This is a genomic window from Demequina maris (assembly GCF_000971155.1).
GTDB lineage: Bacteria > Actinomycetota > Actinomycetes > Actinomycetales > Demequinaceae > Demequina > Demequina maris.
The window spans coordinates 18,530-34,716 of sequence record NZ_BBLX01000016.1; the positions used below are offsets into that span (position 1 = coordinate 18,530).

Here is a 16,187-nt window from a genome sequence, read left to right on the forward strand (position 1 = left end):
CAAGTCACACACCTGGCGCCAGGTGTACCGCGGATCGTGCGGCGACGCGCGCGTACCCGTCGTCAGATGTGTGACTTGCGGAAGTGCGCGGGGAACCCGGACTAGGCCCGGTACTGGCCCGACAGCACCACGGTGCCGCCGTCGACGCCCTTGGCGCCGCGGACCACGTCCGGGCCCATGGGCAGGCCCGTGTCCGCACCGACGGTGCCGAGCGTCCATGCCGGCACGCCCGCCGCCGCGGAGGCCGCGATCAGCGCGTCCGCCTCGGACGGATCCACCACGGCGACCATGCCGACGCCCATGTTGAGCGTCGACTCGAGGTCGTTCCACGGCACGGACCCGGCCGCCTGGACCACCGAGAACACCGCGGGCAGGTCCCACGCGTCGCGCGCGACGGACGCCGCCAGCCCCTTGGGCAGCACGCGCGCGAGGTTGGCCGCGAGGCCGCCGCCGGTCACGTGCGAGAAGGCGCGCAGGCCCTCGAAGGACTCCGCGAGCGAGACGCACAGCTGCGAGTAGATGCGGGTGGGCTCGAGCAGCTCCTCGCCGACCGTGCGGCCCAGCTCCGCCACCTCCGAGGAGAGCGACCAGCCCGCGTGCTCGACCACGCGGCGCACGAGCGAGTAGCCGTTCGAGTGCAGGCCCGACGACGCCATCGCGACCACGACGTCGCCCGAGCGGACGCGCTCCGGGCCCAGCAGCCGCGACGCCTCGACCACGCCGATCGCGGCGCCCGCGACGTCGTAGTCGTCCGGCTCCATGACACCCGGGTGCTCCGCGGTCTCGCCGCCGACGAGCGCGACGCCCGCCATCTCGCAGCCGATCGCGATGCCGCGCACGATGTCCGCGATGCGCTCCGGCACGACGCGGCCGCAGGCGATGTAGTCGGTCATGACCAGGGGCTTCGCGCCGCACACGACGATGTCGTCGACGACCATCGCGACCAGGTCCTGGCCGATCGTGTCGTGGACGTCCATCGCGCGCGCGATGACGATCTTGGTGCCCACGCCGTCCGTGGACGAGGCGAGCAGCGGCCGCTCGTAGGACTTCAGCGCCGACGCGTCGAACAGGCCCGCGAACGCGCCCACTCCCCCGAGCACCTCCGGTCCGTGGGTGCGCGCGACGGCCGACTTCATCAGCTCGACGGCCTTGTCGCCGGCCTCGGTGTCGACGCCGGCGGCGGCGTAGGTGATGCCTTCGGACGGGGCAGTGCTCACGAGGAGACCTCCACGGGCTGCGACACCAGCAGGTGCCGGGCGTTGACGGGCGGCTCGACCGGGTAGGTGCCGGTGAAGCAGGCGGTGCACAGGCGCGACTCGGCCTGCTCGGTCGCCTCGAGCATGCCCTCGAGCGAGATGTGGCCGAGGGAGTCCGCGTCGATCTGGCGGCGCACCTCGTCCATGGTGTGGCCCACGGCGGCGAGCTCGTCGCGCGTGGGGAAGTCGATGCCGTAGAAGCACGGCCACTGGACCGGCGGCGAGGAGATGCGGACGTGCACCTCGGCGGCGCCCGCCTCGCGCAGCATCGCGACGAGCGCGCGCTGCGTGTTGCCGCGCACGATCGAGTCATCGACGACGATGAGGCGCTTGCCCGCGATGACCTCGCGCAGCGGGTTGAGCTTGAGGCGGATGCCCAGCTGGCGCAGGGTCTGCGACGGCTGGATGAACGTGCGACCCACGTACGAGTTCTTCACCAGGCCCTGCGCGAACGGGATCCCCGACGCCTGCGCGTAGCCCACGGCGGCGGGCGTGCCGGACTCCGGCACCGGGATCACGAGGTCGGCCTCGACCGGGTGCTCCTTGGCGAGCGTGCGGCCCATCTCGAGGCGTGCGGCCTGCACCGAACGGCCCGCGATCGTGGTGTCGGGGCGTGCCAGGTAGACGTACTCGAAGATGCAGCCCTTGGGGTCGGCCTCGGCGAAGCGGCGCGTGCGCACGCCCGTCTCGTCGATGACGAGCAGCTCGCCCGGCTCCACCTCACGCTCGAGCGACGCGCCGACGATGTCGAGCGCGGCGGTCTCGGACGCGACCACCCAGCCGCCGCTCTTGAGCCGGCCGAGCACGAGCGGGCGGAAGCCCTGCGGGTCGCGCGCCGCGTACATGCGGTGCTCGTCCATCCACACGAACGAGAACGCGCCCTCGACCTGCGGGAGCAGGTCCATCGCGACGTCCTCGAGCGACTCGAAGCCCTCGGCACCGAGCAGCGCGGTGACGATCGCCGTGTCGGTGCACTTGCCGCCCTTGAGGTCGAGGCGCTTCGCCATGCCCTCGCGCGCGATCAGCAGGTCGAGCAGCTCCTGCACGTTGGTGAGGTTGCCGTTGTGGCCCAGCGCGATGGTGCCGTGCGCCGTCGGGCCGAGCGTCGGCTGGGCGTTCGCCCACACCGAGGCGCCGGTGGTCGAGTAGCGCGTGTGCCCCACGGCCATGTGCCCCTGGAGCGCCTCGAGCGCGCCCTCGTCGAACACCTGCGACACCAGGCCCATGTCCTTGAAGACCAGGATGTTGTCGCCGTTGGACGTCGCGATGCCGGCGGACTCCTGGCCGCGGTGCTGCAGCGCGTAGAGGCCGAAGTACGCGAGCTTCGCGACCTCCTCGCCGGGGCCGAAGACGCCGAACACGCCGCACTCGTCCTGCGGCGTGGTCTCGCCCGGCAGGAGGTCGTGGTTGAGGCGGCCGTCGCCGCCGCGGCGGGCGGTGAGGGGCGTGCCGTCGGGGCGTCGCTGGGTCATCGGCCGGGCTCCGTTCGGGGGGACGATGCGCGGTCGAGGCTCGTGGCCACCGCGCCGCCGACCACGGCGCCGAGCAGGCACAGCCCGAGCGCCAGGACGAGGAACACCAGGAAGCGTCCCACGCCGGTCGAGTTGGGAAGGAAGGTCGCGAGGATCGCGGCGACGAGGATGCCCGCACCCACGCCGGTGCCGATGAAGCTCCCGAACCGCGGCGACCGTCGGACGGTCGCGGGGATGGCCACGCTGGCGAGGTCCTCGGGCAGGGGCTCAGGGACGTCGGACGCGCTCTCGTGCGGGGGGAGGTCGCTCACGCAGCAATTCTAGGCGGTGCCCGTGCGGGCGCGGAACGGGCAGGAAGCGGGGCCGGAAGCCTGTCCGGCCCCCGGCCCCTCCCCGGTCCCCCCTCGTGCTCAACGGCTCCGGGTCACCCCTTCGTGGAGCCCGCGAGCAGACCGCGGACGAAGTACCTCTGCAACGAGAAGAACACGATGAGAGGCACGATGATCGAGACGAACGCCGCCGCTGTGAGCAGCTGCCAGTCGGACCCTCGGTCACCGGCGAACTCCGCGAGGCGCTGCGTGAGCGGCGCGGTCTTCACCGTGCCGCCGGAGAACACCAGCGCGACGAGCAGGTCGTTCCAGACCCACAGGAACTGGAAGATCGCGAGCGACGCGATCGCCGGCACGGACAGCGGCAGGACGATGCGCGTGAACGTCTGCGTGTGGCTCGAGCCGTCGACCTTCGCGGCCTCCATGACGTCCCTCGGGATCTCCGAGATGAAGTTGTGGAGGAGGAAGATCGCGAGCGGGAGCCCGAAGATCGTGTGCGCGACCCACACCGCGGCGAACGTGCCGGAGATGTCGATCCAGTCGTAGTTGAAGATCCGCAGCAGCGGGATCAGCGCCATCTGGAGCGGCACGATCTGCAGCGCGAACACCATCACGAACAGCCACGACGCGCCCCTGAACGGGATCCACGCGAAGGCGTACGCCGCCATGAGGGCGAGCGCGAGCACGAAGATCGTGGTCGGGATCGTGATGACGAACGAGTTCACGAAGTACGAGCCGAGGCTCGCGGACGAGGCGCCCGACTCGAACAGGATCGTGTTGTAGTTGTCGAGCGTCCATCCCCAGTTCTCGAAGATGGTCCACCAGCCGGTGGTCTTGACCTCGCGCTCGGGCCGGAACGACGAGATCGCCAGGCCGAACGTCGGGATGGTCCACAGGATCGCGATGACGATCGCCGCGGCGGTGGCGCCGCGCGACGTGAGGCGCTTCTTGACACGCTTGGCCTTGGGCTCCTCGGCGGCCTCGATGCCGCCGAGGTCGGCGTCGAGCTCGGTGCGGGGCGGGGTGGGCGTGGACATCAGCGGACCTCCCTGTGCTGGCGCAGCGTCCGGACGTTGTAGACGATGATCGGGATCACCATGACGAACAGCACCACGGCCAGCGCGGCGCCGATCGCCGGCTGACCCAGGCGGAACGCTCTCGAGTACATCTCGTTGGCGATCACCGACGTCTCGAACTGGCCGCCGGTCATGGTGCGGACGATGTCGAACACCTTCAGCGTCGCGATGGTGATCGTGGTGAGCACGACGACGAGCGCGCCGCGGATCCACGGCACCGTCACGGACCAGAAGCGCTGCCACCCGCTCGCGCCGTCGAGCGACGCGGCCTCGTGCAGCTCGGCCGGCACGCCCTTGATCGCGGCGGACAGGACGACCATCGCGAAGCCGGTCTGGATCCAGACGAACACCAGGATGAGGAAGAACGTGTTCCAGGGCGGCACGTTGAGGAACTGATGCGGTGTGCCTCCGAGCCACACGAGCACCTGGTTGAGGAAGCCGATCTGGTCGAAGCCCTCGGCGCGGTACGTGTACATGAAGCCCCAGATGATGGACGCGCCCACCATCGAGATGGCCATCGGCATGAACACCAGCGACTTCAGGACCTTCTCGCCCTTGGAGCGGTCGATGAACACCGCGTACGCGAGTCCGATCGCGGTCGACGCCACCGGCACGATCAGCACCCAGATCACGGTGTTCCGCAGCACGGTCAGCATCGTCGGGTCGGTGAAGACCACCTGGAAGTTGTCGAAGCCCACCCACGTGCCGTCACGGTCGGTGACGGACTGCCAGATGGTCTGGACCGCGGGCCAGATGAGGCCCGTCGCGAGAAGCACCAGCGCGGGCGCCACGAACAGCGTGAGCTGGATGAAGTCGCGGCCCTTCTTCGGCGCCCGGTCCGCGAAGAACATGAGGAGGCCGACCACGGCGAGGAAGATGACGATCGCGACAGCCGCGCCGCCCAGCTTGCTCCCCGCATCGGCCCAGAAGTTGTCGTTGCGCCCGGCGAGCTGCATGGCCGGGACCGTCAGCGTCGACATCATTGTCGACTCCTCTCTCAGCAGGATGCGAGGGTGCCGGTCGGCGGGAAGCCGACCGGCACCCTCCTCTCACCTTACGGCCACGTGCTGTCGATGAACGAGGTCACATCGTCAGTGTCACGCGTGCCGTTGACCCAGTCGGTGATGCCGGTCCAGAAGGACGCGGCACCGACGGCTGCCGGCATGAGGTCGGAGGCGTCGAACTTGAAGACCGTCTCCGGGTCCTGCAGGATCTCGATGGCCGCCTGGCCGATCGGCGAGCTCGCGTTCGCCGGGTCGAGACCGGTGTTGGCGGAGATCACGCCGCCGAGCGAGACACGCTCGTTGGCCCACGTGTCCGAGGACATGAAGGTCTGCAGCGCCACCGTCGCCGGGTCGGAGTCGAAGGCCGCGACGAACTCGCCACCACCGGTGACGCCCGCGGGGTCGCCCTCGGCCATCGGCGGGGTCAGGAACGCCCACACGTCGCCGTCCTCGGCGACCGTGGTGCCCTCGGGCCACTGAGCCTCGTAGAACGAGGCCTGGTGGTGCATCGAGCAGTTCCCGTCGAGGATCGGCAGGCCGCCGTCGTTGAACGACGTCGAGATGATCGACTCGGGACCGCCGAAGCCGCCGTTGACGTAGTCGGCGTTGAGCGCGATCTCGCCGAACGTGTCGAACGCCTCCTTGATCTCGTCGGAGGAGAACTTCACCTCACCCGCGACCCACTGGTCGTAGACCTCGGCGCCCGACTGGCGGAGGACGATGTCCTCGATCCAGTCCGTGCCCGGCCATCCGGTCGCGTCGCCGGACTCGAAGCCGATGCACCACGGACGGTACTGCGGGTTGTCCGCGGAGCGGGCCGCCATCTCGTCGGTCAGCGCCATCATCTCGTCCCACGTCGCCGGGACCTCGTAGCCGTTGTCGGCGAAGTCGGTGGGCGAGTACCAGACCCAGCCCTTGACCGAGGCCATGAGCGGGGCTGCGTAGAAGGTGTCGTCGAACGTGCCGTAGGCCTTCCAGCTCTCCGACCAGAACTCGTCGACGTTCGCCTCGACCGCCTCGGGAGCCGGCATCACTGCGCCCGCCTCGACGAGGCGCTGCAGCAGGCCGGGCTGCGGGATGATCGCGAGGTTCGGCGGGTCGCCGGCCTCGACGCGGACGTTGATCTGGGTCTCGAACTCCTGGGTGCCGACGTAGTCGACGGTGATCCCCGTGCACTCCTCGAACTGGGCGAACGAGGTGACGAGGTCGTCGGCCTCCTGCTCCTGGATGGTCGAGTAGACCTGGACGGTCTCGCCGTCGTGCATGCCGTAGTCGGCGTAGGCGTCACAGCCCTCCGCCATCGCGCCGCCGGACGCGCCGGACGAGCTCTCGTCGTCGGATCCGCCGGAACAGCCGGCGAGAACAAGGCCGCCCACCGCGAGCGCGGTGACCGGCAGGATGAAACGTCGGTTCATGGGTAATGCGCCTCCTCTTCGTTGAGATGCGCCCGTGCGTACCGCTGACGACGGCACCCACGGAGCCGCGCCCGAATCGACGAAGAGACCGCATCCACATCGACGCAAGCGCTTGCATCGAACGTAGCCCCCCGCGCCGGGGTGCCGCAACCGGGGTTGCCGGAGCGCCTCCCAATCGTTACTCGCATGTGACCTGGGACGATGCGCGGGGCGTCCGGCGCGGACACCCGTGTGAGAGCGCTCTCCCTGGCAGGTGGGCGAGGCCGTACAGTGAGCGCGACGACCTGGAGGTCCGCGGCCCTCGGCCACCTTCCGGCCAGCCGACCCAACGAAGGGGGCACGCGGTGCGTCTCACCAGCATGAGGGGTGCGATCGGGGCCGCTGTCGGAGGGCTGCTGTTGGCTGGGTGCATGACCGCGCCCTCCGTGCCCGTGCCCGACCCGGCGCCCACGTTCGACCGGCCCGCCCCCACGCCCTCCGCCGCCGTGCCGCTCGCCGCGTCGCTCAACGAGACCGGGCTGGGCATCTTCCGTGCCGCCGCCGGCGACGAGAACCTCGCGCTCTCCCCGGTGTCGATCGGGATCGCGTTCGGGATGGTCGACGCCGGGGCGACGGGGCCGGTCGACGCCGCCCTCGACGAGCTGTTCGCCTACCCCGCCGAGGACGAGGCTCTGCTGAGCGCCTTCAACTCGCTCGGCCTCGCGGTGGCGAGCGAGCCGGGCGAGGGCGGGCTGACGGCCGACGGCGAGACGGTGGACCTGCCGATCATGCGAATCGCCAACTCAGCGTGGTTCGAGGACACGTTCACCCCCGACCCCGCCTACGTCGACGCGGTCCAGACCTGGTTCGGAGCCGAGGTCCGGAGCCTGCCGCTGCGCCAGGACCCCGCCGGTTCGCGCGAGGTCATCGACGGATGGGTCAAGGACCGCACCGCCGGCCTCATCCCCAGGGTCATGCCGCAGAGCGTGCCCAACGACCTCACGCGGTTCATCCTGGTCAACACGGTCTACCTCAAGGCCCAGTGGTGGGCGCCGTTCTTCGAGTCGGGCACGCACCCCGAGCCGTTCACCCTGCTCGACGGCGAAGCCGCGACGGCCGAGCTCATGACCGTCGGCGCGGATGTCGACTACGTCCAGACGGAGGCCTACGACGCCGCCGTGCTGCCGTACGTGGGCGACCTCGAGATGACGCTGATCGTCCCGCACGAGGGCGCGTTCGCGGCCGTCCGTGACGGGCTCGACCCGATCGCGCTGGCCGCGCTCGACGACGCCCGCGAGCCCGGCCACGTGTACGTGCGCATGCCGCGCTTCGAGTCCGAGTCCAGGGTCGACCTGCGCGACGTGATCGGCGACCGGATGGGGATCGACGGGCTCTTCGACACGATCGGCCTCGACGGCATCGGCCCCGAGCTCGAGGTCGGCGCGGCCGTCCACGCGACCAAGGTGATCGTCGACGAGGACGGCACCGAGGCCGCCGCGGCGACCGTGGTCGAGGGCGCGGCGGGCGCCGCACCGCCGGAGTTCGACGCGGAGATCATCGCCGACCGGCCGTTCCTGTACGTCGTCCGCGACACGACCACGGGCGCGATCCTGTTCGTCGGGCAGTACCTGGACCCCGACGCAGGCTGACGCCTCAGCCGAGCGCGAGCGGCAGGAGCGCCGACAGGTCGGACCGCTCCCCCGACGCGTCCACGTCCCCGGCGGCGACCGCATCGTCCCACCGCACGCGACCGGTGACGAGGCCCAGCCACACCTCGGGCGCGACCTCGACCACCGCGGGCGGGGTGCCGCGCCGGTGGACCGAGCCCTCGACGCACTGGGTCGCGCCCCACGGTGGGACCCGCACCTCGAGCGAGCGCCCGGGGGCGACGGCGGCGAGCTCCTCGAGCGAGAAGCGGACGGCCATCGCGGTCATGCCGGGCTCGACGTTGCCGACGTCCGTGAGGGCGGCCCATTGCGCGACGGCCTCGCGGCCGGCGGCGACGGGGATGCGGCGACGGGGAGGCATGCGACAAGGGTGGCACACGCGGAACGCCCGGCCTGAATCCAGGCCGGGCGTCCGCATCGTCCCTGCTCGCGCAGGGGGTGGATCAGGCGAAGCGGGTGGGAAGCGGCGCCTCCCAGGCCTCGGTGAGCTCGGCGACGGGGACCTCGAACTGGCCCTGGACCTCGAGCGCGTCGCCGCCGGTGACGCCGACGCGGGCGAACGGCACGCCGCGCGCCTCGAGCATCGCGACCAGGCGCGGCTCCTCCGTGCGCGGCACCGCGAGCAGCGCGCGGCCCTGCGACTCGGAGAAGAACGCCTCCGCGGGGGTGAGACCGTCGCGCTCGCACACCTCGTCGAGGACGATGCGCGCGCCGACGCCGTAGCGCAGCGCTCCGTAGGCCGCGGCGGCGGCGAGGCCGCCCTCGGAGACGTCGCGGGCGGCGTCGATGAGGCCGTCGCGCGAGCACGCGATGAGGATCTCGGCGAGCTCCTTCTCCCACGCGAGGTCGAGCACCGGCGGGAGGCCGCCGAGGTGGCCGGCGGTCGCCGCGAGCTCGGAGCCGTCGAGCTCCGCGCGGGTCGAGCCGACGAGGAACAGCAGCTGGCCCTCCTCGCGCCAGCCCGCCGGGGTCGCGCGGGCGACGTCGTCGAGGATGCCGAGGATGCCGACGATCGCGGTCGGGTTGATCGAGGAGTCGATCCTGCCGGGCTCGCCGGTGCCGTTGTAGAGCGAGACGTTGCCGCCCGTGACCGGGACGCCGAGCTCCTGGCATGCGTCGGCGAGGCCGCGGATGGCCTCCGCGAACTGCCACATCGAGTCGGGGTCCTCGGGCGAGCCGAAGTTGAGGCCGTCGGTGACGGCGGTCGGCTCGGCACCGGTGATCGCGACGCCGCGGAAGGCCGCCGCGACGGACTGGCGGGCGCCCTCGTACGGGTCGAGCTTGGTGAACCGGTCGTTGGAGCGCGTCGCGATCGCGACGCCGCGGCCGGTGGCCTCGTCGATGCGGATCACTCCGGCCGTGTCGGGGCGCGACGCGGCGGTGTTGCCCTGGACGTAGCGGTCGTACTGGTTCGTGATCCACTCGCGCGACGACATGTTCGGGCTCGACAGCAGGAGCATGAACGCGCGCTTCATCTCGGCCGCATCCGCGGGCAGCGGGATCGCGAAGCGGTCGGCCTGGAGGCCGTCCATCCACGCGGGACGGTGGAACGGGCGGTTGTAGACCGGGCCGTCGTGCGCGACCGTGCGGGGGTCGACGTCGACGATGCGCTGGCCGTGGTGGTCGATGGTGAGACGGCCCGAGTCGTTGACCTCGCCCACCACGGCGGACTCGATGTCCCACTTGCCGGTGATCTCGAGGAACTGGTCGAGCTTCTCCGGCGTGACGACCGCCATCATGCGCTCCTGCGACTCCGACATGAGGATCTCGCCGGCGTTCAGGGTGGGGTCGCGCAGGAGGACGTCGTCGAGCCACACGTGCATGCCGCCGGAGCCGTTGCTCGCGAGCTCCGAGGTCGCGCACGAGATGCCCGCGGCGCCGAGGTCCTGGATGCCCTGCACCACGTCCGCGGCGAAGAGCTCGAGGCAGCACTCGATGAGCACCTTCTCCATGAACGGGTCGCCCACCTGGACCGACGGGCGCTTCGCGGGGACGCCGTCCTCGAAGGTCTCGGAGGCGAGGATCGAGGCGCCGCCGATGCCGTCGCCGCCGGTGCGGGCGCCGAACAGCACGACCTTGTTGCCCACGCCCTCGGCGGAGGCGAGGTGGATGTCCTCGTGCTTCATCGCGCCCACGCACAGCGCGTTGACGAGCGGGTTGCCCTGGTAGCAGGAGTCGAAGCGCGCGCCGCCGCCGATGTTGGGCAGGCCGAGCGAGTTGCCGTAGCCGCCGACGCCGGAGACCACGCCGTGGACGACGCGGGCGGTGTCGGGGTGGTCGATCGCGCCGAAGCGCAGCTCGTCCATCGCGGCGACCGGGCGGGCGCCCATCGCAAGGATGTCGCGGACGATGCCGCCGACGCCGGTCGCGGCGCCCTGGTACGGCTCGACGAAGGACGGGTGGTTGTGCGACTCGACCTTGAACGTGACGGCCCAGCCGTCGCCGATGTCGACGACGCCGGCGTTCTCGCCGATGCCGACCATCAGCCGCTCCTTCATCTCCGGCGTGGTCTTGTCGCCGAACTGGCGCAGGTGCACCTTGGAGGACTTGTACGAGCAGTGCTCCGACCACATGACGGAGTACATCGCGAGCTCCGCGTTGGTGGGGCGGCGGCCGAGCAGGTCGCGGATGCGCTGGTACTCGTCGTGCTTGAGACCGAGCTCGCCCCACGGCTGCTCCTGGTCGGGGGTCTTCGACGCGTACGAGACGGTGTCGAGCTGGGCTGCGGTGGGCTGGAGCGCGTCGGTCATGTCGTCCTCTGAGAGCCGGCGATTACCCGGCAATCCTACCGGCGGCCTCCCCTCGCGACACTCCGCGCGGATCTCGCCGCGACACGCCGGTGCGACGGCACGATGCGGCGGCCCGGAAAGGCGTATCGGACCAGCATCCGTGCGGGGTGTCCGGGGTGCGGGTCAGTTCATCAGCGTCGGGAAGTGCACGGTCGAGCCCGGCTCCACGACGACGACGGAGTCGAGCTCGCCGCACACCGCGGTCCAGGACTCCGCGAGCGACCGGTCGGCCGGGTCCGCGGCGTCGAGCACACGGCCCATGATCGGCTCGCCGCCGAGGTCGAAGGCGTCGGGCACCGCTAGCCCGTCGGGACCGCGCAGGTACGCGACGGCACCGCCGCCGCCCATCCCGATGCCGGGGATCGCCGCGCTCCACCCGTCGACGAGCAGCAGCCCGGCGGTCGAGCCGTCGCCGAGCGTCGCTGTCGGGCACGCGGTGAAGATGCCGTGCGAGGCGACCTGCGCGTAGTCGGCGACCGGCACGGCGATGCCGGTCCACGCCGAGACGACGTAGATGGGCACCCGCGCCGGCCGCTCCCAGACCGCGGCGATCCCGACCGCGGCCAGGGCGACGGCGGCGAGGACGATGCCCGCGAGCGCGGCACGCTTCGTGGGCGACTCCTTCCTGAACGGCGCCTCGTCGCGCGGCCGTTCGACCGGCGCGCTCATCCCTCGACCCCGATCTCGCCGCCGGTGAGCCCGTCGGGCGCGGCCTGCACGAAGGCGTCGGCGGGCCCGCAGGCCGCGGTCCAGCTCTCCGCGAGCGCCGCATCGTCCGGGTGTGCCAGGTCGAGCACGCGTCCCGCGACGGCGATCTCGCTGGAGCCGTGCTCGGCGGCCTCGAGCGTCGCGCCGTCGGGGCCACCCTCAAGCCTCGGCGCGGGGTCGTCGGCGACGAAGCCGGAGGTGAGCGGCCAGGTGCCGCGCCACGTGTCGGCGAGGATCACCGCGGCGGTGGCGCCGGTCTCGACGAGGGTCGCGGTCGGGCACAGCGTGTCCGGGACCACGAGGTCCAGGGTCAGGGCATCGGCCACCGGGGCCGCGTCGCCGACCCATTCCGCGGCCGGGTAGGCCGGCAGTGCGGCGTCACGCCACTCGACGGATCCGGCGGCTCGGCCCGCGAGGCCCACGCCGATGAACACGAGAGCGATCACCACGCCCGTGATGACGAGGCCGACGATCGCGGCCCGGCTGGTCGGCGCCTCATCGCGCACCTTGACGGTTGCCCCCATGGAGGGATTGTGCACCCTTGAAGCGGGGTACACCAGGGAGGATGTCGCTCACCTCCCCGCAGGAGTCGCGGACCTCCGGAAACCGTCGCTCAGTTCCCCGCAGCGGGCTTGCGGTGGTGCGGAGGCGGGCGGCGGGCCCGCTAGGCGGACAGGGCGTCCGCGACGGCCTCCGCGAGGTCCTCCGCCTTGAGGCCCGGCGCGTGGACGTGCACGCCCTCCGCGTCCTCCCACAGCACCCGGTCCACGCCCGGCAGCAGCCCGAGCGCGTCCGCGACCGCCTGCATCCGCGCCTGCGTGAGGGACTCGACCACGCGCGGGTGCAGCGCGACGGTGTACGTGTAGTCGTCGAGCCACGGTGTCTGCACGGTGACGGTCGCGTCCCAGCCATCGACCTCGACGGTGCGCACCGCGAGGTCGTCGTGCTGGCCGAGGCGCTCGAGAAAGGGTGCGCGCAGGAGCAGCCCTCGGCGGTCGTCCTCGGTGAGCGGCGCATCGTCCTCACGCGCGGGGAGCTCGGCGCGCGCGGCGCGGCGCAGCTCGGACAGCACCTCGACGGTGAGCAGGCCGGGCGCCCACACCTCGAGGATGTGGTGGCTGCGGAACGCGACGCGGGAGATGCCGGGCGCGGCGTCGCAGCCGCGCAGGAAGCGCAGCAGCGCGGGCTCGTCGATCGCGCCGGCGGCCAGCATGACGATCGCGTGATGCGTCGCGTCCGACGGGGTGCCGGGGGCGTGGCCGGGGCCCGCATCGTTCACGACGAGGCCGGGGTCACCCTCGCCCTCGGGGCCGAGGCCCTGCGACGGCGGGACCGAGGGCAGCTCGGTGGGGCGCACCGCCTTCCTGAAGAGGCCGCCCTTGGGGATGAAGGACTCGCGGACGTCGCCGGGGGTGTCGAAGGCCTCGTAGGAGAGCTCGCCCGGCGAGGCGAACCAGCGCAGCACGTCCTCGATGGAGTCCCAGGCGGCGCGCCCGTGACCCATCGCGGCGACGGCGTGCGGCAGCAGCGCGAGCGGCGGGCCGCCGGGGCCGAGCACCGGGTCGAGGTACGTGGGCGAGCCCTCGCGACGGTCGAGGCCCCACGTGAGCGGCTGGTGGTCGTCGGCGAGCCCGCCCACGTAGACGAGCAGGCCGTCGATCAGCGCGGCGCCGTGCATCGTGAGCTCACGGCCGAGGTCGGAGCGGAAGGCCCAGTCGGGCTTCACGGCCGAACGGTCGCGGCCGAGGTCGCGGACGACCCAGTCGATCGTCGGGCGGAGCTCGGCGGGGGTGAAACGCAGGTCGTGGCCGGTGGCCTTGCGCAGCTGCGTCGCGAGGTACTCGGCGCTCTTGGGGCTCGCGGCGAGCCACGCCTGGAACCACGCGTCGGCCTCGTAGAAACGGCGCGCGTCGCCCTCGGAGGTGAAGAAGCCCATCGGTCAAGCGTACGGGGGGACGATGCGGCGGTCGCGCCGGTAATCTCGCCTCACCGGACTCAAGTGGAGACGACATGACCCAGACCCCCGAGCGCGAGATCCTCACCTGGCAGGGCTACGGAGAGGCGTCGCGCGAGCTCGCGCAGATGGTCGTCGACTCCGGCTACGAGCCCGACGTGGTGGTCGCGGTCGCGCGCGGCGGCCTGCCGGTGGGCGGGGCGATCTCGTACGCGCTCGGCACCAAGGGCGTGGGCACGCTGAACGTCGAGTTCTACACCGGCATCGACGAGCGCCTCCCCGCACCCGTGCTGCTGCCGCCGCTGCTCGACACCGACGCGATGAAGGGGCTGAAGGTGCTCGTGGCGGACGACGTCGCGGACACCGGCGAGACCCTCGCGCTCGTGAAGTCGCTCATGGAGCAGCACGCCGGCGAGGTCCGCACCGTGGTGCTGTACGCCAAGTCGCACTCGATCATCGACCCCGACTACGTGTGGAAGCGCACGGACCTGTGGATCACGTTCCCATGGTCGGCGCTCCCGCCGGTGACGCCGAACAAGCCGCACCCCGAGGAGGGGTAAGCCCACTACGGTTCCCTCATGGGGGACAGCAGGGACGATGTAGCGGTCGCCAAGGCTCGACCGGCTCGGTCGCTGCGGGCACGGCTGATCGCGGCGGGCACGGTGGTCGCCGTCGCCGCCGGGCTGTGGGCCGTCTTTGCGCAGCCGTGGAACGGGGCGGACGGCTGGCCCACCACCGAGCACGAGGCGTGGTTCGGCGTCTGGACGACCGCCCCGCCGGCGGACTTCCGGCCGATCGACGGCGTCGTGGTGGTGACGTCCGCCGAGTGGGAGGCGCGGGTCGCGGCGGTCCGCGACATCGACCCCGAAGCCGTCGCGATGCTCACCGCACCGACGCGATTCGTCGAGCGTGGGGGCACCGTCACCCTCACCATGGCCGTCGACGGTGCACTCCCCGAGGGCGCGCTCGTCGCGGGTCGCGCCCCGGATGCCGGCGAGGTCGTCGTGTCGGTGCGCTACCGCGACGAGCGCGGCTGGGCGGTCGGGGACCGGCTCGAGCTGGCGCCGGGCGCCGACGGCGCCGCGCCGTTCGAGTCGCTCGAGGTCGTCGGATTCTCCCCGGAGGAGTCCTTCGGCTTCGTCGCGTGGGACGACGCCCCCACGCTCATCGACGCCTACGGGCCGGGTCGCTACGACGATGCCGTGCTCACCGACGGGTACCTGTGGTGGGACGGTGCCGTGCTCCCCGACCTCGAGTCGGCACTTCTGTGGGACGGGTGAGCGATCAGCCCGCCATCTGAGCGAGCTGGATGAGATTGCCGCACGTGTCGTCGAGCACCGCGATCGACACCGGACCCATGTCCGTGGGCGGCATCGTGAACTCGACGCCCAGGCCGACGAGGCGCTCGTGCTCGGCGCGGAGGTCGTCGACGGCGAACTGCGTCGCGGGGATGCCATCGGCGACGAGCGCGTCGCGGAAGGGCCCGACCGCCGGGTGGGCCGACGGCTCGAGGAGGAGCTGCACCGCATCGTCCCCGGGAGCGCCGACGGTGAGCCAGCGGTTGCCGTCGCCCAGCGGGATGTCGGTGCGGGTCTCGAAGCCGAGGACGCGCGTGTAGAAGTCGTGCGCCTTCTCCTGGTCGTCGACGAAGACGCTGGTGAGGTGGATGCGGATCATGGGGAGTCCTTGTCCGGCCAGCGGCGCGCGATCTCGCGCAGCGGCCCGGTGTCGAGGGTGTGGAGCTTGGAGCGTCCGCGGCGGCGCGCGGACACGAGGCCGGCATCCTCGAGCACCGCGAGGTGCTGCGAGACGGCCTGCCGGGTCAGGCCCAGGTCGTGCTCCGCCATGAGGCGGGCGACGATCTCGAAGAGGGTCTGGTCGTCGCGGTCGGCGAGCACGTCGAGGATCGCGCGCCGGGCGGGCGCGGCGAGGGCGTCGTACACGTCGGCCACGGGAACCAGGTTAGGCAAGCGTTCGCTTGCATGCAAGTGGCGACTTGCCTTTTGCGTGCGGACCGGGCGTTTACACTCGTGCCAACTCGACCCGAGAGGATCACGATGAGCTACGCCGGAGACCTGACCCCGCACGAGGCCTGGAAGCTGCTCGAGGACGAGCCCGGCGCGCTGCTCGTCGACGTCCGCACCGAGGCCGAGTGGCGCTACGTGGGCATCCCGGACGCCTCGAGCCTCGGCAAGAAGGCCGCGCTCATCGAGTGGGTCTCCTACCCCGCGATGTCGCGCAACGAGGACTTCCTCGCGCAGCTGCAGGCGACCGGTGTCGAGCCGGGCCAGCCCATCGTGTTCCTGTGCCGGTCGGGCCAGCGCTCGATCGGTGCCGCGCAGGTGGCGACCGCGGCCGGCCTCGGCCCCGCGTACAACATCCTCGAGGGCTTCGAGGGCGCCACCGACGAGCACGGCCACCGCGGCTGGCAGGGCTGGAAGGGCGCCGGCCTCCCCTGGCACCAGGGCTGAACGGCCGCCGCGGGCCGACCGGCACCACCGGCCAGGTCCCCCGCTGACACCTGGGTACACGCATCCG

General features: G+C 71.8%; 17 protein-coding genes. 4 read left to right on the plus strand and 13 right to left on the minus strand.

The features are described 5' to 3' along the window. Window positions 1-101: 101 nt before the first annotated feature. The 6 genes from purM to AOM02_RS13640 form a co-directional block, all read right to left on the minus strand. On the minus strand, window positions 102-1,217 hold the full coding sequence (gene purM / locus AOM02_RS13615) for a phosphoribosylformylglycinamidine cyclo-ligase (RefSeq protein ID WP_062300211.1): 1,116 nt from the start codon (window positions 1,215-1,217) through the stop codon (window positions 102-104). Next, the gene (gene purF, locus AOM02_RS13620; RefSeq protein ID WP_062300214.1) at window positions 1,214-2,728 is read right to left on the minus strand and encodes an amidophosphoribosyltransferase; all 1,515 of its coding nucleotides are present in this window, start codon (window positions 2,726-2,728) and stop codon (window positions 1,214-1,216) included. The genes purM and purF overlap by 4 nt, the downstream gene beginning before the upstream one ends. Beyond that, a complete protein-coding gene (locus AOM02_RS13625) occupies window positions 2,725-3,039 on the minus strand; it encodes a hypothetical protein (RefSeq protein WP_062300216.1) in 315 nt (104 codons plus the stop codon). The genes purF and AOM02_RS13625 overlap by 4 nt, the downstream gene beginning before the upstream one ends. A gap of 113 nt (window positions 3,040-3,152) precedes the next feature. Next, window positions 3,153-4,094 carry a carbohydrate ABC transporter permease gene (locus tag AOM02_RS13630; protein WP_062300219.1) on the minus strand — a complete coding sequence of 314 codons (942 nt, stop codon included), beginning with the start codon at window positions 4,092-4,094 and terminating at the stop codon, window positions 3,153-3,155. Beyond that, a complete protein-coding gene (locus AOM02_RS13635) occupies window positions 4,094-5,113 on the minus strand; it encodes a carbohydrate ABC transporter permease (protein WP_439645412.1) in 1,020 nt (339 codons plus the stop codon). The genes AOM02_RS13630 and AOM02_RS13635 overlap by 1 nt, the downstream gene beginning before the upstream one ends. Before the next feature lie 74 nt (window positions 5,114-5,187). After that, window positions 5,188-6,552 (minus strand): ABC transporter substrate-binding protein, encoded by a 1,365-nt coding sequence (locus AOM02_RS13640; RefSeq protein ID WP_062300221.1) that lies wholly within the window; start codon window positions 6,550-6,552, stop codon window positions 5,188-5,190. A 410-nt stretch (window positions 6,553-6,962) separates the two neighbouring features. Between AOM02_RS13640 and AOM02_RS13645 the strand changes: the two genes are divergently transcribed. After that, entirely contained in the window at window positions 6,963-8,180 is a 1,218-nt protein-coding gene (locus tag AOM02_RS13645) for a serpin family protein (protein WP_062300223.1), read from the plus strand. 4 nt (window positions 8,181-8,184) lie between these two features. On the opposite strand, the gene AOM02_RS13650 is transcribed toward AOM02_RS13645, so the two are convergent. The 5 genes from AOM02_RS13650 to AOM02_RS13670 all read right to left on the minus strand — a co-directional run bounded on the left by AOM02_RS13650 (window position 8,185) and on the right by AOM02_RS13670 (window position 13,631). Next, window positions 8,185-8,559 (minus strand): sterol carrier family protein, encoded by a 375-nt coding sequence (locus tag AOM02_RS13650; RefSeq protein WP_062300225.1) that lies wholly within the window; start codon window positions 8,557-8,559, stop codon window positions 8,185-8,187. A gap of 82 nt (window positions 8,560-8,641) precedes the next feature. Next, window positions 8,642-10,948, minus strand: a complete 2,307-nt coding sequence (gene purL / locus AOM02_RS13655; protein WP_062300228.1) for a phosphoribosylformylglycinamidine synthase subunit PurL — start codon at window positions 10,946-10,948, stop codon at window positions 8,642-8,644. Window positions 10,949-11,110: 162 nt separating this feature from the next. After that, the gene (locus AOM02_RS13660; protein ID WP_062300230.1) at window positions 11,111-11,656 is read right to left on the minus strand and encodes a hypothetical protein; all 546 of its coding nucleotides are present in this window, start codon (window positions 11,654-11,656) and stop codon (window positions 11,111-11,113) included. Then, window positions 11,653-12,219, minus strand: a complete 567-nt coding sequence (locus AOM02_RS13665; RefSeq protein WP_062300232.1) for a hypothetical protein — start codon at window positions 12,217-12,219, stop codon at window positions 11,653-11,655. The genes AOM02_RS13660 and AOM02_RS13665 overlap by 4 nt, the downstream gene beginning before the upstream one ends. 140 nt (window positions 12,220-12,359) lie before the next feature. Then, window positions 12,360-13,631, minus strand: a complete 1,272-nt coding sequence (locus AOM02_RS13670; RefSeq protein WP_062300235.1) for a hypothetical protein — start codon at window positions 13,629-13,631, stop codon at window positions 12,360-12,362. Between the two features lie 74 nt (window positions 13,632-13,705). Between AOM02_RS13670 and AOM02_RS13675 the strand changes: the two genes are divergently transcribed. Together AOM02_RS13675 and AOM02_RS13680 are read left to right on the plus strand one after the other, a co-directional pair. Then, window positions 13,706-14,209 carry a phosphoribosyltransferase gene (locus AOM02_RS13675; RefSeq protein ID WP_062300237.1) on the plus strand — a complete coding sequence of 168 codons (504 nt, stop codon included), beginning with the start codon at window positions 13,706-13,708 and terminating at the stop codon, window positions 14,207-14,209. Between the two features lie 18 nt (window positions 14,210-14,227). Next, window positions 14,228-14,929 (plus strand): hypothetical protein, encoded by a 702-nt coding sequence (locus tag AOM02_RS13680; RefSeq protein WP_156156238.1) that lies wholly within the window; start codon window positions 14,228-14,230, stop codon window positions 14,927-14,929. Window positions 14,930-14,933: 4 nt separating this feature from the next. Here the strand turns inward: AOM02_RS13680 and AOM02_RS13685 are convergent, their stop codons facing one another. Beyond that, complete coding sequence (locus AOM02_RS13685) at window positions 14,934-15,323, minus strand: VOC family protein (protein WP_062300254.1); 390 nt, start codon at window positions 15,321-15,323, stop codon at window positions 14,934-14,936. Next, window positions 15,323-15,601, minus strand: a complete 279-nt coding sequence (locus AOM02_RS13690) for an ArsR/SmtB family transcription factor (RefSeq protein ID WP_062300242.1) — start codon at window positions 15,599-15,601, stop codon at window positions 15,323-15,325. The genes AOM02_RS13685 and AOM02_RS13690 overlap by 1 nt, the downstream gene beginning before the upstream one ends. A 105-nt stretch (window positions 15,602-15,706) precedes the next feature. Here AOM02_RS13690 and AOM02_RS13695 point away from each other — a divergent pair, with 105 nt between their 5' ends. Further along, entirely contained in the window at window positions 15,707-16,120 is a 414-nt protein-coding gene (locus tag AOM02_RS13695; RefSeq protein ID WP_062300245.1) for a rhodanese-like domain-containing protein, read from the plus strand. The last annotated feature ends 67 nt before the right edge of the window (window positions 16,121-16,187 follow it).